This is a genomic window from Bradyrhizobium sp. SZCCHNR1002, assembly GCF_032381435.1.
Taxonomy (GTDB): Bacteria; Pseudomonadota; Alphaproteobacteria; order Rhizobiales; family Xanthobacteraceae; genus Bradyrhizobium; species Bradyrhizobium aeschynomenes.
The window spans coordinates 267219-281281 of record NZ_JAUHIS010000007.1; the positions used below are offsets into that span (position 1 = coordinate 267219).

14 protein-coding genes and 1 tRNA gene are annotated in these 14063 nt (G+C 65.4%); 7 read left to right on the top strand and 8 right to left on the bottom strand.

All coding sequences use genetic code 11. From position 1 onward, the window contains the following. The first annotated feature begins 351 nt into the window (after window positions 1–351). Together QX108_RS28645 and QX108_RS28650 are read left to right on the top strand one after the other, a co-directional pair. Entirely contained in the window at window positions 352–1605 is a 1254-nt protein-coding gene (locus QX108_RS28645; protein ID WP_315783913.1) for a hypothetical protein, read from the top strand. Window positions 1606–1619: 14 nt separating this feature from the next. Continuing rightward, window positions 1620–2051 (top strand): hypothetical protein, encoded by a 432-nt coding sequence (locus QX108_RS28650; RefSeq protein ID WP_315722106.1) that lies wholly within the window; start codon window positions 1620–1622, stop codon window positions 2049–2051. Between the two features lie 218 nt (window positions 2052–2269). Here the strand turns inward: QX108_RS28650 and QX108_RS28655 are convergent. Beyond that, a tRNA-Leu gene (locus tag QX108_RS28655) sits at window positions 2270–2354 on the bottom strand. 173 nt (window positions 2355–2527) lie between these two features. Here QX108_RS28655 and QX108_RS28660 point away from each other — a divergent pair. Beyond that, window positions 2528–3067: a disulfide bond formation protein B gene (locus QX108_RS28660; protein ID WP_315783915.1), complete on the top strand. Its 540-nt coding sequence runs from the start codon at window positions 2528–2530 to the stop codon at window positions 3065–3067. Between the two features lie 97 nt (window positions 3068–3164). Here QX108_RS28660 and QX108_RS28665 read toward each other — a convergent pair whose 3' ends face one another. Both QX108_RS28665 and QX108_RS28670 read right to left on the bottom strand, forming a co-directional pair. Continuing rightward, window positions 3165–4250: an AbrB family transcriptional regulator gene (locus tag QX108_RS28665; RefSeq protein ID WP_315722104.1), complete on the bottom strand. Its 1086-nt coding sequence runs from the start codon at window positions 4248–4250 to the stop codon at window positions 3165–3167. Between the two features lie 83 nt (window positions 4251–4333). Continuing rightward, window positions 4334–4639, bottom strand: a complete 306-nt coding sequence (locus tag QX108_RS28670) for a hypothetical protein (RefSeq protein ID WP_315783917.1) — start codon at window positions 4637–4639, stop codon at window positions 4334–4336. Between the two features lie 190 nt (window positions 4640–4829). Here QX108_RS28670 and QX108_RS28675 point away from each other — a divergent pair, with 190 nt between their 5' ends. The 3 genes from QX108_RS28675 to QX108_RS28685 all read left to right on the top strand — a co-directional run bounded on the left by QX108_RS28675 (window position 4830) and on the right by QX108_RS28685 (window position 6936). Further along, the gene (locus QX108_RS28675; protein WP_315722102.1) at window positions 4830–5333 is read left to right on the top strand and encodes a hypothetical protein; all 504 of its coding nucleotides are present in this window, start codon (window positions 4830–4832) and stop codon (window positions 5331–5333) included. A gap of 149 nt (window positions 5334–5482) precedes the next feature. Next, window positions 5483–6268, top strand: a complete 786-nt coding sequence (locus QX108_RS28680) for a sulfite exporter TauE/SafE family protein (protein ID WP_315722101.1) — start codon at window positions 5483–5485, stop codon at window positions 6266–6268. 5 nt (window positions 6269–6273) lie between these two features. Further along, complete coding sequence (locus QX108_RS28685) at window positions 6274–6936, top strand: DsbA family protein (RefSeq protein ID WP_315783919.1); 663 nt, start codon at window positions 6274–6276, stop codon at window positions 6934–6936. Between the two features lie 74 nt (window positions 6937–7010). Here the strand turns inward: QX108_RS28685 and QX108_RS28690 are convergent, their stop codons facing one another. The 4 genes from QX108_RS28690 to QX108_RS28705 all read right to left on the bottom strand — a co-directional run bounded on the left by QX108_RS28690 (window position 7011) and on the right by QX108_RS28705 (window position 10688). After that, complete coding sequence (locus QX108_RS28690; RefSeq protein ID WP_172111383.1) at window positions 7011–7217, bottom strand: hypothetical protein; 207 nt, start codon at window positions 7215–7217, stop codon at window positions 7011–7013. Window positions 7218–7307: 90 nt separating this feature from the next. Continuing rightward, a complete protein-coding gene (locus QX108_RS28695; RefSeq protein WP_315722100.1) occupies window positions 7308–8126 on the bottom strand; it encodes a hypothetical protein in 819 nt (272 codons plus the stop codon). Between the two features lie 3 nt (window positions 8127–8129). Continuing rightward, window positions 8130–9482: a hypothetical protein gene (locus tag QX108_RS28700; protein ID WP_315783921.1), complete on the bottom strand. Its 1353-nt coding sequence runs from the start codon at window positions 9480–9482 to the stop codon at window positions 8130–8132. A 141-nt stretch (window positions 9483–9623) separates the two neighbouring features. Beyond that, window positions 9624–10688, bottom strand: coding sequence for a phospholipase (locus tag QX108_RS28705; protein WP_315783923.1), 1065 nt, complete (start codon window positions 10686–10688; stop codon window positions 9624–9626). A gap of 352 nt (window positions 10689–11040) precedes the next feature. On the opposite strand from QX108_RS28705, the gene QX108_RS28710 reads away from it, so the two are divergent. Beyond that, window positions 11041–12978: an Mbeg1-like protein gene (locus QX108_RS28710; protein WP_315783925.1), complete on the top strand. Its 1938-nt coding sequence runs from the start codon at window positions 11041–11043 to the stop codon at window positions 12976–12978. Between the two features lie 19 nt (window positions 12979–12997). Here QX108_RS28710 and QX108_RS28715 read toward each other — a convergent pair whose 3' ends face one another. Next, the gene (locus QX108_RS28715; RefSeq protein WP_315783927.1) at window positions 12998–13969 is read right to left on the bottom strand and encodes a S1C family serine protease; all 972 of its coding nucleotides are present in this window, start codon (window positions 13967–13969) and stop codon (window positions 12998–13000) included. Window positions 13970–14063 lie beyond the last annotated feature (94 nt).

Consider the following 14063-nt stretch of genomic DNA (forward strand, 5'->3'; position numbering starts at 1 on the left):
CGCCCAAGCCGGATGACCTGAGCTGCATTCCCCGGGGCGATCCGGAAGACGCTAGACTAGGCTGACGACGCTCGAAAAGTTTACCTCGCCGTTGCTTTACGATGTCGGCGTTCGGAGTGTGAACGGGCACTGCCGGCGGCAATCGCGGTTTTCAGCACGACCTGCCGGGTCGGCGAGCACCGTTGACGGCGCATGGGCGCTGGCGATTAGCCGACCGCGTTCGGCGGATCCGTCAAAAAGAGCGCGTTGAACACCAGGGCATCTTGCGGAGAAGCTCTAAATATCGCACTCTTTGCGAGAAGAGTAGAACAAAAAAACCTAACCGTGTGGTCGGAATTCCCGGGGGCGCAGATGCCAAAAATCGGATCGCTACCTGTCGGCCGGACGCACTTCGTCCCTCTCTGGATTGCCATTTTCTGGGGTCTGGCATTTTCAGCGCCGTCGAATGCCGGCGCCCAGATGATTTCTCTTTCTCCATCGACGTCGACGAACGTCGCTATTCCGGCGGGTGCAAATATCCAGGTTACCGTCACACTGCCACAGAAGGGTCGGATCACTCTCGAAGGCCACCAGATCGATGATTCCGACTGTGCACCTAACATCAACTTTCAGACCGAGGACGTCCGAAACAAAGCAATATCACAGAGGGGCTCCAGTTCCGGCGGCGGGCATTTCAACAACACCTACTTCGCGCACGAGGGCTCCTATCGAATCGATCTCCGTTGCTGGAGTTCAACTCGGCCGGCCGCGACCATCGTCCTTCGCTACGACTTCAACCCGTTGATATTGCCGGCCGAGGCCGGCCCGCTTCTCGGCTGGCTTCAGGAAAATCAATTGGCCAGTTATTTCCAAGTTGATTCCTACGATCGGGATTTCAAAGGCATACTAAACACTCTCCTCGACCACATGGCGTCAAAAGATGTGAATAACAAACCTCAGCTCAAGGTAGGCTTCTTGATTCATGAGACAAACGACGAGTGGGAACCCATATCTGAGGCCCTCAACGATCAATTGGGCATGGATTACCGGACAGCCCTTGTCGGAAAGATCAGCATGTTTTCCGGCGTTCCAAGACGCCACATTGTTCTCGGTTTTTCCGGCGATTGCTGGTGGCACGTCTATTCCGAAGGCTCCGTCCGCCCGGAAACGTCCATTTGCAAGTCGCGCAGCACGCCGATCACCCTGTCGAAAGAAGACGAAGAAAGAATTGGCAACGTCCCTGCACTCGTCAAGCCGACCGAGATAGAGTTGGATCGCGCCATCATCGGCAGCATTCAACGCACCCTCGGGTCATATCTGAGCGGCCGCGGCGGCAGCGTGACGCTCGTGGAACAGGACAGCGACTATTTGGAAATGGTCTCGCGCGGCATGCGCGGCGTCGTGATCCTCGGCAGCAGTGAATGGGAGCGCCTTCAGATAACGATCACGCTTTCCAATGCTGCCGCGGGACGCCGGCTCCGCATCCAAGTCGATGGAAGTCTCGGTTCCGGCATCAACCCGCCTTCGACCGATCAAGGATACGACCGCGACATGGAGCCGAAGTATTCGCGCCCCTTGGAGGACTTCGCCCGCCAGCTCGCAACACTGATCAGGCAAGCACCCTAGCTCGGAGCAATGGCATGACGGAGAACCGAAACAGAATCACTGTAGGTCTGTTCATGATCGCGAGCCATATCGCCGTGTTTATCGCGCTCGTCGCCTTCACATTTGCGGGCGGATTTTCGTTTGAGGAATTGACTACGACGGCCGGCATCATAGGCCCGCTGTTTGCCGGCTACACTAGCGCGATCATCGCCTTCATAATCAAGCACAAGGACGACAGGAGTTACGGCCAGAATAAAATCAATCCAGTCTATGCCTTGGTGTCATGCGCCATCCCCGCATTGTTTGTGGCGGCTGTTTTGTGCCTGATCGCGCTGAGGGCCTACAATGTCGGAATCGCCGACTTCGACACCTTCAAGACATTGATTGGCGTCACGGAAAGCGCATTCGGCATCTATGTCGGCCAATTCATCTATTCCATGTTCGAAGCGAAAAGTGCGAGCGCGTGATTAAGCCGAAAGGTCGCAGCCTCATCTTCTCGGCGAGCGCATGCCATGGCGACGAGGCCCTTTTGCCCCGCCCATCGACGGCCGCCACCGCCCAGCAGCAGTCCGCCGATCCGCACGGGCACAAGCTGCGTCGCGATAGGCAGTATGCCGGCCACCATCGTGGCCCGGCATGCGGGGTGATTGCGATGACCGAAAGCGGTCTCTAGGAAGATATTCCTTGGTGCCCCTGGCCGGAATCGAACCAGCACTCCTTGCGGAACTCGATTTTGAGTCGAGCGCGTCTACCAGTTCCGCCACAGGGGCATTCGCCGCGGCCCTGTGCAGGAACCAAGCGAAGCGGCCGGACTATAGCGGGCGGCGGGGCAGGGTCAACCCGCACGGACGTGATGGCGGCTCATCTCGACAGCTTTCGCTGGCGGGAGTAGGAGCCGGAGCGGCCCGGCGTTGGACCGGATGCAGCCCGTTCGGGAGGACCGATGAGCAATACCTCTGTGATGGCGCGCCCTGCGGCGGGGGCCATGAGCCCGACGGTGACGGCGGCGCTGCTCGCGGCCGGCATCGCGGCGGCGGCGCTGGCGGGTGCCTGGTACATGCAGCTGGTCTGGGGCTTGCAGCCCTGCGAGCTCTGCCTGAAGCAGCGCTGGGCCTATTACGCGATCGTGCCGCTCGGGCTGATGCTGGCGCTCGCGGTGAGGGCCGGCGCGCCGCGCGCGCTGGTGCTCGCCGGCCTCGGTCTGGTCGCGTTGGCGGCGCTCGGCAATGCCGGGCTCGGCGTCTACCACTCCGGCGTCGAATGGGGCTTCTGGCCGGGGCCGACCGAATGCACCGGGCCGATCGGCAATCTCGGCAGCGCCGGCAACCTGCTGGAGCGGCTGGACAGCGTTCACGTCGTGCGCTGCGACGAGGTGCAGTTTCGCTTCCTCGGCCTGTCGCTCGCCGGCTACAGCGTGCTGATCTCGCTCTTGATTGCCGCGGTCGCGGCCTGGGGCGTCACGCGCAAGACGAGCGCCACCTAAAGCATGATCCGGAAAAGTGCGCAGCGGTTTTCCGAAAAGATCATGCGCAAACAACAACCTAAAGCGCGATGACGATTCATCCTGATCTCATCGCGCTTTAGTCGTCGACATCCTCCTGCGGCCGGCCGAACAGGTGGACGATGCCGGGGGTGGCGATGGTGACGAAGACGAAGCGCGAGAGGTGATGGGCGCCGACGAAGATCGGGTCGATGTGCAGCGTCAGGGCCAGCGCCATCATCGCGTCCATCGCGCCGGGCGCGAAGGCGACGATGGTGTCGGAGAAGCGCACATGCGTCGTCAGCACGATGACGGCGACGAAGGCGGCGGAGATCGCGACGGCGATCGCGAACGAGCCGAGCGCAGCCCTGAGATGGCCGACCAGGGTCTTCACCCGCATCCGCGCGAAGCGGCTGCCGATCAGGGCGCCGATGCCGATCAGCGCCACGCCGCGCATCCATTCCGGCAGGCCGCCTTCGACCAGGTCGGTGCCGTGCAGAATGCCGCTGGCAACCATCGCGCCGAACAGCCAGCTCGCCGGAAACTTGATCAGCTGCATCAGCATGGCCGCGACCAGCGAGGCCACCAGCAGGGCGAGCAGGCCGAGCGGCGAGGCCTCGGCCTGGCCGAGCGAGATCTGCTCGGCCGGCGCCACCCCGGCCAGCGCCAGCACCAGCGGCAGGGCCGCGGTCAGGATGATCACGCGCAGCGTCTGCACCACCGCGATCGCCGGCAGGTCGGCGCCGCGCTCGACCGCGAGCATCGTGATCTGCGACAGCGCGCCGGGGCTGCCGGCGAGCAGCGCCGAGGTGCGGTCCCAGCCATGGACGCGCTGCAGATAGAAGCTGGAGCCGAAGGTCGAGCAGAAGGTCGCCAGCGCCAGCAGTGCGATCGTCACCGGATAGGCGCTGACATGGGTGATCAGCTCGCGCGAGACGATCGCGCCGATCGAGATGCCGAGCAGCAGCAGCACGGTCTGGGTGAGGATCGGCGGCATCGACAGCGGCCGGCCGGCGATGGCGGCGATCGCGGTGGCGATCATCGCCCCGGAGATCAGCCCGCCGGGCAGGTGGGCGACGAGGAAGATCAGACCGCCGGCGGTGCCGAGGGCGAGCGTCTCGATCGCGCTCAGGGTCTTGGCGCGGTTCGGAGCAGCAAAGGGGAGGGAGGAGATGATCTGGCGCACGGCGCCTTATGCCAAAAGCCGCCGTTCCGAACAATTCCCGGCATTGCGCAGGCGCCATGCGTGCGGGTGCCCGCCGCTGCCGATCATTTCGGCTTCTCCGGCGCCGGCGTCGGCGCGGGCGCGGCGGCCGCAGCTGCCGCCGCCTTGTCGCGCTTGCAGGCGGAGCGATATTTGCCGCGCGCCTTGCCCTTCAGTCCCTGGTCGTCGGCCTCCTTGGAGCAGGCGACGGAAATCGCCCGCCGCGCCGTCTTGTCCATGGTGGCGAACTTGTCGGTGGCGGCATCGGGGCGGGACGGCAGTGTCAATCCGGGTTGCGACGAGGCCGGGCCCGCGGCCAGCAGGATGGCAGTCGCGACGGCCGCGGCAGCCGCCCGGGCAGTGAAAGTCATGCAGAAATCCTCGAACGAAAGGCATGGCGCGACGTCCGGCCATGCTGAACCCGGAGTGAATGGAATGAGCCGGATCGTCGCGCGAGGCAAATTATATTTTCGCGCAGCCACGCTCCGGCCTGCTTTGTCGGCCGCAGGCGCCTCGCTAGAATTACCGTCCCATTCAACATGCTCCACGGGGAGATCTGGGATGAGTTTTCAGGCAAAATCATTGGTTGGTTCGTCACTGGTTGGTTCGTCACTGGCCGCGCTGGCCGTGGTCGGCCTCACGGCCTTCGCCGCCGCGCCGGCCCACGCGCTGACCGCGCAGGAATGCAGCGCCAAATACAAGCAGGCGAAGGAGGCCGGCACGCTGGGCGGCCAGAAGTGGAACGACTTCCGCAAGGCGCAGTGTGGCAGCGACGCCGCCCCGGCCGCGGCGGCTCCAGCCGCGCCTGCCGCCGAGGCCAAGCCGGCGAAGGAGACGAAGTCCGCAGCGAAGGAGGCGGCTCCCGCGCCCAGCGGTCCCGCCGTGTTCCCCAATGCCGTGGATCCGAAATACGCCAAGGAGACCGCCGGCAAGGCCCGCATGCACACCTGTGTCGATCAGTACAATGCCAACAAGGCGACCAACGCCAATGGCGGCATGAAGTGGATCCAGAAGGGCGGCGGCTACTTCAGCGAATGCACCAAGAAGCTGAAGGGCGCGGCCTGAGCGGGGCTGGCGATGATGTCCGTCGGCGGCCGGGCGCGCGATGCGTCCGGCTGCCGCTCTCCTCGCAACTGGCGCCGGCCGCGGCGACATTGCGGCTCCGGTGATCTTGGGGCTTGCGTTCATGTTCGGGAAATGACCTTGTCCCCGCCATGATGTCTGCCACTCAAAGCATCCTCGGCGTGCTCAGCGGCGCGATGGTCGGCTTCTCGCTCGGCCTCGTCGGCGGCGGCGGATCGGTGCTGGCGGTGCCGCTGATGGTCTATGTCGTCGGCGTGCCGGAGCCGCACATTGCGATCGGATCGAGCGCGATTGCGGTGGCCACCAATGCCGCCCTCAATCTCGTCAATCACGCGCGCGGCGGCACCGTGATCTGGCCCGTCGCGGCGCTGTTCGCGGCCGCCGGCATCGTCGGCGCCTTCGTGGGCTCGCTGCTCGGCAAGATGGTCGACGGCCAGAAGCTGCTGGCGCTGTTCGCGCTGGTCATGATGGTCATCGCGATGCTGATGCTGAAGACGAGGGCGCGCGTCGGCATTCCCGACGTCAAGATGAGCATGGCCAACCTGCCGGCGATCGTCGGCTTCGGTCTCGCGACCGGCACGCTGTCCGGCTTCTTTGGCATCGGCGGCGGCTTTCTGATCGTGCCGGCGCTGATGGCCGCGACGGGCATGCCGATCATGAATGCGGTGAGCTCGTCGCTCGTCGCCGTGACCACGTTCGGACTGACCACGGCTGCGAGCTACGCCTGGTCCGGGCTCGTGGCGTGGGATCTTGCGGGATTGTTCATCGCAGGCGGGATCGCCGGGGGACTTGCCGGCACGCGCCTGGCGCGCCATCTCTCAGAGCGGCGCGGCGCATTGAACATGGTGTTTTCGGCGGTGATTGCGGCGGTCGCGCTGTACATGCTGGCGCGCAGCCTGCTGCACATCTGGAGCTGATCGTCATGACACGCAGCACATCGGACACGACCACGGTCGATGCCGGCCGGCGCGGGCTTCTTGGCCTTCTTGCCGCCGGCGCCGCCGTTTCCCTGTGGCCGCGCGCCGGCCATGCCGAAGAGGCCGATGAGCCCGACGAGGCCGCGGTGCTGCGTGATCCGGATGCGCCGGTGCTCGGCAACCCGCAGGGCGACATCGCGATCGTCGAATGGTTCGACTACAATTGTCCGTATTGCCGCAAGCTCGATCCCGAGCTGCAGCAGATCGTCCACGACGACGGCAAGGTGCGCTGGGTGCTGAAGGAGTGGCCGATCCTCGGCCCCGTGTCGGTGGTGGCCGCGCGCATGGCGCTGGCCTGCAAGTACCAGGACAAATACGCGCGGGCGCATGATGCGTTGATCGGTGTCAGCTCGAAGCTCACCGAGCCGCGCATCGAGGAGCTGCTGTCGGAAGCCGGCATCGACGTCGATCGTGCCAGGCGGGATCTCGCGACCAATGCCAAGGCGATCGGCGCGATGCTGGCGCGCAACGACAGCCAGGCGCGCGGGCTGCGCTTCCGCGGCACCCCGTCCTTCATCGTCGGCAAGTTCAGGGTCCCCGGCGTGCTCACGATGCCGCAGTTCGAGCAGGTGATCGCCGACGCGCGCAAGGCGATGGCCACCAAATAGGCGCACATGGAAAAGGCGCCCCGGCATCGGCCGAGGCGCCTTCACTTCAGCAATGCTGCGCCTACGTGGACGACTTACTTGGACGAGATGCGAACCCAATCGTCGTGCGCGCGGGTCTTGAGCGAATTCCAGCTGTCCGCGGCGACGTCCCAGTTGACGATGGTCCGGCGCGTCTGCGCTGTCGGGCCATTGGCGACCTCGGAGGTCTGCATCGAATCGTGGATGTAGACGCCAAATCCCAGAATGAGCGCACCAAGGATCATTCCCACGAATGTCCGCATGATCATGTTCTCCAGTGTGACGGCCGACAACGCCGCCGCCGTAGCTTGGTTCCGCCGTCGCAGCGGAAGGTTCAAGCGGGACCAGACAAACTAAGTGCGTGGTTTTTCAGGACGCGATTCCGGCGCCGACGTGACCAGATTGAGCGCTTTGAGCTCGTCGGGCTTGAAGGTGAACAGCTGGTCATGCGGCGTCTCCATTGCATGCATCCAGACCTTGAGATCGACACCCATGTCCGCAAGGTGCCGCTGGCAGCGCGCGGAGACGTTCTGTGCGAGACTCATGTCGTCGTCCGAGCGGGCAGCATTGGCGGACCTTACCGCGGCGATCTGATGCACGCCGATCATCGCGCGCTCGCCGGCGCGTCGCTCGGTGCCGCCGGCGAACACCAGCGGGCACGACGAGGCGCAATGCTTGCCGGCCTCGACCTCGGTGGCGAATTTCCGCGCCCGGATCAGCCGGCCCATCGCGAGCGCGTCGGCGACCGAGCCGCCGGGGGAGTTCAGTACGACGGTCTTGATGTATTCGCCGTGCCGATCGACCTCTTCCGCGAAAGTCCGCGCGCTGCCCGGCGTGATCGTGCCTGTCGCATAGAGCCGGCCGCCGCCGCGCAGTTCGAGGCTGAGCGGCCGCTCGAGCGCGGGATCGCTCTTGGGCAGCGGCATCAGCCGCTTCAGCAGCGGTGCCAGCACGGCAGGAGCCTCGGCCGGCCCGTCGGCATGCTCCCGATGCACGTCGAACGGGGGCGAGGCGGTGTCGGACGTGACACGCGGCTCATTCAGTTCGACGAGGTCGGCCGCAAGGACCGCGACGGTCACGGCAAGGACGACGCGGAACGTCCAGCGCAGCAGGCTCTCGTCGGGATTGTCGGCGAGCCAGGCTTGGAGACGTCGATTGACAGCCGAAGCCACGAGCTACTTCCCGATTCGAGCCGACGACAGCGAGGTGACGTTCTCGTCTGCAACAGCTCCTGATGCGTGCGCCGGTTGCGGCTCAATGGGTGGCTCGGCAGGGACTTCGCGCGGCGTAGCAGCAGGCCGCGCTTCGGCTGAGCGCCGCGCATCTTCGACCTCGCGGGCGATCTGCAGGGCCGTGACGAGATCACTGGCGGTGAGGCTGGACGCGCTCGCGGCGGGCAGGCCCTCGCGGCGGATCGCGGCATGCACGACGCAGAGAATCAGCACCAGCACGGCCGGCATTAGGTCGATCGAGATCGCGCCCGCCCAGCTCGGGATGAAATCGCCGGCATAGCGCAGCACCGCTTCTGCCGGCGACAGCGTCTGGAATCGCGTCGGCTCGATGCGCGGCAGCGCCAGGATCTTGTCGGCGGCGTCGGCAAGCGAGCCCGCCTGCGTCGCGATCGCGCCTTCGACCTTGCCGACCACGGCGGTCTGGCGCTCGGCCAGGTCGCCGCTGCGTCCGCCGGCGGCGGGCGCGATGAAGCCGGCGGACAGCGAGGTCGCGGCACGCTTTACAGCAGGAGCCACCGAGGTCTGCTGCAGATTGGCAATGATGCCCATCAAATTGAGCGACTCGGTGGCGAAGGCATCGCTCCGCGTGGTGATCGGACCGCGGTCGGAGATCAGCTCGCGCATCTTGGCGAGGCTCTTGCTGCCCTGCTCATAGAGCCCGGAGACACGCTTGCCGGACTCCTGCACCTGCTGTCCGAGACCATCGAGCTGCGTCGACATCTGACTGAGCAGTTGGACGACGGTTCCCGAGCCGGAAGTCCCGGTAAGAGAGCCGGCGCGTTCGGCCTCCGCCAGCTTGGCGAAGCGCGAGGAGGCGAGCTGGATGTCGGGCAGCAGGCTCTGCGCCGCGATTGCCTGGCTGTTGGCCCGGTCGAGGTCGCGGGTGTAGTTCTGTACGGTGATCGCCAGGTGCTGTTGGATCGCGGCGGCACCGGCGAGCGCCGAGGCATTCAGCCAGGACGACATCGCGACGATCATCAGCGAGCCCAGCAGCATGCAGCCGCCCATCAGCAGCCGTCCCATCACGCTGGTCACGTGGGGCATGAACTGCATCATGAAGACCCAGAAGGCATAGATGCCGACCGAGACCGCGACGGAATAGATCACCGCTGCGAAGAACACCGTGGTGGCACTGCCGTTGAGCAGCTCGCGGACGCCGAGATAGGTGTAGACGCCGGCGGCGAGCGCCAGGATCGCCGTGGTCAGCTTGAGCGTGACCTCGAGGCGGCTGACGCCATCCGCGAGCAGGACGGCGCTGGGGCGGGCCGAGGAGGGAGGCGCGGCGGGCGAGGGCATGAGCGATCCTTCGGCGGCGTCACATCCGCCCTGAGCAGCGCCCCCGCTGTTTGGCCAGACTGCAATCAATGCGGAGAAAATCGGTCGAGATTATGTCGCCGACCTTACCCATCCGTCATGTGCAGGCTGAGCAGGTCCGCTTCAGCTCATCAGCCAGCGCAACAGATCGACATTCACCTCGCGCGGATAGCAATGGCTGAGATCGTCGATCTCGCGATAGGCGATGTGGGCGCCAGACTTGGCCAGCGCATCCTGCGTGTGCCGCGCGATCTCGACCGGGAACATCCAGTCCAGCCGGCCGTGGACGATCTGAATCGGCAATCCGCGCAAACGATCCCGGTCGGCAATCTGCGCCATCAGCGGATGGAACGTCGCAGCTACCGGCGCGAGATGGGTGAACGGCGAATGGCGCTCCAGCCCGCTGACGTAGCAGAAGGTGCCGCCGTCGCTCATGCCCGTCAGCAGCATGCGCGCGGGATCGACGGCGACACGGCTGCGCACGAGATCGAGGATGCGAACGAGGTTCGGCGTATCGGCGTCCTCCCCCATCAAGGCCCAGGTCGGTCCCACTGCGGTCGGCGCAACCAGGATGGCGCCCATGCTGCGTGCCGCGCGCAGCCAGCTCCACAGGAAGTCGCGTCCGTTGCCGCTGCCGCCATGCAGCGCCATGACCAGCGGCCAGGCCCGGTCGGCCGTGTAGTACTCGGGAACGTAGAGCGAGAAGCCGCCGCGGTTACCGATCTCGTTGTGGTCGTGAAACACGGCGTCCTTGCCGGCGGTCGCCGCGAGCAGTTGACGCAGCGCCTGGTCGTTCCCGACCGCGGGATCGAGAAAGAATTCGCTGAGCGGCGGCAGGGTCGCGGCGAGTGGAAACAGCGCTTCCAGCGCGCGGGGCAGCTGCCGCAACGCCCTGAATACGTCGACCAGATCGCCTTCGCCGCGCTGGACCGCCCGCAGTCCCGCAAATGACATCAGCGCCGCGTCGGCCGCGGTGTCGAAGGCGATACGGATATGGGAGAAGTCGGCCGGCCACGACGTGAGATGGGCCCGCGCCGTCTGCAGCGCCTGCTCGGGATCGCCGATGTCGGCCATCACGCGATCGAAATCCGTCGGGTTCAGATAGCGCGCGACGTAGGACAGAGCTTCGAGCGTCTGCAGCAGCGGCGGCAACATGATGAGGATGTCGTCCACCACGGCTTCGGTCATGCGGTCTCCTTGGTCGGGCGGGCCTGATATGTCACCCGCTGGCCTGCCAGCGCTCTCATGCAACGCAAAATCGGCTCTGCGGGCAATGATCATTTTCCGAACGTGTGTTCAATCTGCGCAGAGCAGCGTTCTGCTGCACCATATTGCACACAACACGGCAAGACAGCGCCGATTGACGGGACGGATCGCGCGAGAGGCGCAACATGGGCGAATGCACGTGTGGACGAATCGCGATTGACAAAGAACGGGCGTGATGTCGCACTTCATGAAAGCCGGCAGTCGAGCCTGGGTTCCGAATGGAGCACGGTGCGCGGACGAAATTGCCGACCGGCTGCAAGGGGGGATCCGCATCATGAGCAAGTCGCCGTCGGCCGCGTTGATCAACGCCGTGCTCGCCATGGACGTCTACAACAGGGGTGTCAATCCGACGCTCGCGGTCAACTTCAATCGCATCGGCAGCTATGAGCTGGTGGCAGGCAGCGTGGCTGCGGCAGCGGACAATTTCGAGGCCGCGACCTATCAGCTCGCCGGCGATCCGTCGACGCGAATCATCTCCTATCGCGGCACCGACACGATCGCGGACGTTCCCGGCTGGCTCGGCGGCGCGGGGCTTGTCGGCTGGCCGACTCAGTTTCCCGATGCCGAGGCCTACTACAAGACGTGGGCGACGACGTCGAACGTGTCGCTCACCGGCCATTCGCTGGGTGGCGGACTTGCCGGCTACATTGCGGCGCTGAACGACAAGGTGGCCTATGCGTATGACGCGATGCCGTTCGAGTTCGCGGCCGAAGTCCGCTACGACCAGCTGCACGGCTTCTGGGGTGCACTGACCTCTCATCCCGTCGATCGCTTCAACGACATCCACATGGTCTCCGTGTCCGGCGAGGTGCTGCAATATGTGCGCGCCGCGGCCCCCGTGCTGGAAGCACCGCTCGCGCTGCTGCAACTCGGGCCGATCGCCGGAGCGCTGGCGATCGCGCATGCGGCGATCGGCATCTCGTCCGAGCAGAAGACGGTGCTCGGCGCGGGGACCGATCTCGGGCTCGATCCGGTCAGCCTGCATTCGATCGCGCTGCTGACCATGATGCAATGGGCCAGCGACAACGATGCGCAGGACTGGAAGAAGGCGGCCGCCGTGCTGCTGGCGCCGCTCGAGGATGACGCGATCGCCTCGGCCCTCGGCATCCCGGCGGCGGGCGTAGGCGGTGAAGGCGCGCCATCCGACAAGATGAAGGACATGATCGCCTATTCGACCGTCACCGACGCGAGCGGCTATGGCAACAGCGCCGTGCAGGCGCTGTTCAACGGCGGCGACGTGCTCGGCAACAGCTTCAGCGCGGCGACGGCGGCGTCCTATCTGAAGAACGGCGGCGTCGAGAAGGCGCTGGCCGAGATCGTGGTGGAGTATTCGGCGCTCCTGGCGCAGAACCACGACGAGGTGACCTCGCCAACGCCGGGCGTGATCGGCCACGAGCACGGCATCCTGTATCAGGATATTGCGAACAACCTGCTGGTCGCGGACCTGTCGTCCGATCTGTGGTCGCGCACCGACACGGGGTCGACGGTCGACATCCTCGGCAAGACGGCCTTGATCGACGCCGTCGCCGGCTTCGACGGCGAGGATGCCGGCCTGATCGACATGGCGATCAGCGTGCTCTGGGGCGGCAAGACCGACAATCTTGATTGGCTCAGCGCCGCGCTGAGCGATGCCTCGACGATCGTGACGATCGATCCCGTGTCGGGCGCGATGATCGCAGCCACCGACGGCGCACTCCTGATCGCAGGCGGCGGCAACGACATGCTGCTCGGTACCGCCAATGACGACCTCTTGATCGGGGGCCTGGGCAGCGACGTGCTGAAGGGCGGGGCCGGCGACAACATCCTGGTCGGCGGTGTCGGCGCGACCTATCTGTACGCGCCGGGCGACGGCAACGACGTCATCATCAACGGCATCGCCTCGCTGTCCAAGCCGACCGGCACGCTCGATTTCGGGACCGCCTACACCGCCGACAGTTTCTGGTTCGTCAAATCGGGCAACGACCTGGAGATCGACATTCTCGGCAGCCATCAACAGGTCACCGTGGCCGATTGGTTCCTCGGCGGCTCCTATCAGCTGCAGGAGATCAAGGCGGGGGGCCTGGAGCTGGATACGCACGTCTCGCAGCTGGTGCAGGCGATGGCGACCTACTCCCAGACGCATCCTGGGTTCGATCCGACGGCGGCTTCGCAGCTGCCGAGCGATGCGCAGCTGCACGACCAGGTCGCGGCAGCCTGGCACGTCATCGCCTGAGCCGAGCTCAGCGTCCTGCTCAATGCAGCCGCGGCGCCTTCAAGAGCTTGGCGCGATCGGTCGACGCCACCGTGACGTCGAAGGTGACGCCCTCGTGGTGGACCGTCAGCGGCACGTCGACGCCGGCTTCGCCGAGCGCCCAGAGCTTGCGATAGAACCCGCTCTGGGTCGTGACCTTGTCGCCGTCGATGCCGAGGATGATATCGCCCGCCTTCAGCTCGGCGCGCGCGGCGGGCCCGTTGTTGGAGACGCCGATCACCACGACGCGGTCGTCGACCTCGGTCGCGTACATGCCGAGCCAGGGCCGGGCCGGCTTGTTGACGCGGCCGAAGCGCCTGAGATCGTCGATGATCGGCTTCAACAGATCGATCGGCACGATCATGTTGACGTGCTCGGCCTTGTTGTCGCGCTCACGCTCGAGCTGCAGCGAGCCGATGCCGATCAGCTCGCCCTTGGCGGACAGCAGTCCGGTGCCGCCCCAATTGGGGTGTGCGGGATGGGTGAAGATGGCCTCGTCGAGCAGGTATTCCCAATAGCCGGCGAACTCCTGCTTCGCGACGATCTGGCTCGCAACCGATCGCGTCCGGCCGCCGGCGCCGCCGAGCACGACCTGGTCGCCGATCTTGGTGGCCGCCGAAGACCCGAGCGGGAGTGCCGGCAGGTCGAGCGGGCCGAGCGCCTGCACGAGACCGAAGCCGGTGGCAAAATCGAAGCCGAGCACATGGCCCTCGACCACGCGCCCGTCATTGAGGTGCAGCCAGACCGACTCCGCCTCGGTGATCAGATAGCCGATGGTCAGCACCAGCCCGTCGTCGATGACCACTGCATTGCCGGCCCGCTCGGTGCCCAGCGTTTCCGCGCTGAAGGCATCCGGCGGAATGATCGCGTGCAGGCCCACGATCGAGGCCAACGCTTGATCGAGATCGTATTGATAGTCTTCGGCGCGAGGCTGGAAGGCGAACGGCACTTTCCATTCGGTCAAAGAAGGCATTGCTTTCTCCTGCCCTGTCGAAAACCGGGGGGCATCGACCAGGCTCTTGCTTCGTGTCGCGTGATTTTCGCGTCTTCGCCACAGCGTCAACGCG

What these genes read in the sequence shown, in the direction of transcription:
- QX108_RS28645 (WP_315783913.1), top strand. Translation starts at nt 352, where the DNA reads ATGCCAAAAATCGGATCGCTACCTGTCGGCCGGACGCACTTCGTCCCT.
- QX108_RS28650 (WP_315722106.1), top strand. Translation starts at nt 1,620, where the DNA reads ATGACGGAGAACCGAAACAGAATCACTGTAGGTCTGTTCATGATCGCG.
- QX108_RS28660 (WP_315783915.1), top strand. Translation starts at nt 2,528, where the DNA reads ATGAGCAATACCTCTGTGATGGCGCGCCCTGCGGCGGGGGCCATGAGC.
- QX108_RS28670 (WP_315783917.1), bottom strand. Translation starts at nt 4,639, where the DNA reads ATGACTTTCACTGCCCGGGCGGCTGCCGCGGCCGTCGCGACTGCCATC.
- QX108_RS28675 (WP_315722102.1), top strand. Translation starts at nt 4,830, where the DNA reads ATGAGTTTTCAGGCAAAATCATTGGTTGGTTCGTCACTGGTTGGTTCG.
- QX108_RS28680 (WP_315722101.1), top strand. Translation starts at nt 5,483, where the DNA reads ATGATGTCTGCCACTCAAAGCATCCTCGGCGTGCTCAGCGGCGCGATG.
- QX108_RS28685 (WP_315783919.1), top strand. Translation starts at nt 6,274, where the DNA reads ATGACACGCAGCACATCGGACACGACCACGGTCGATGCCGGCCGGCGC.
- QX108_RS28690 (WP_172111383.1), bottom strand. Translation starts at nt 7,217, where the DNA reads ATGCGGACATTCGTGGGAATGATCCTTGGTGCGCTCATTCTGGGATTT.
- QX108_RS28700 (WP_315783921.1), bottom strand. Translation starts at nt 9,482, where the DNA reads ATGCCCTCGCCCGCCGCGCCTCCCTCCTCGGCCCGCCCCAGCGCCGTC.
- QX108_RS28705 (WP_315783923.1), bottom strand. Translation starts at nt 10,688, where the DNA reads ATGACCGAAGCCGTGGTGGACGACATCCTCATCATGTTGCCGCCGCTG.
- QX108_RS28710 (WP_315783925.1), top strand. Translation starts at nt 11,041, where the DNA reads ATGAGCAAGTCGCCGTCGGCCGCGTTGATCAACGCCGTGCTCGCCATG.
- QX108_RS28715 (WP_315783927.1), bottom strand. Translation starts at nt 13,969, where the DNA reads ATGCCTTCTTTGACCGAATGGAAAGTGCCGTTCGCCTTCCAGCCTCGC.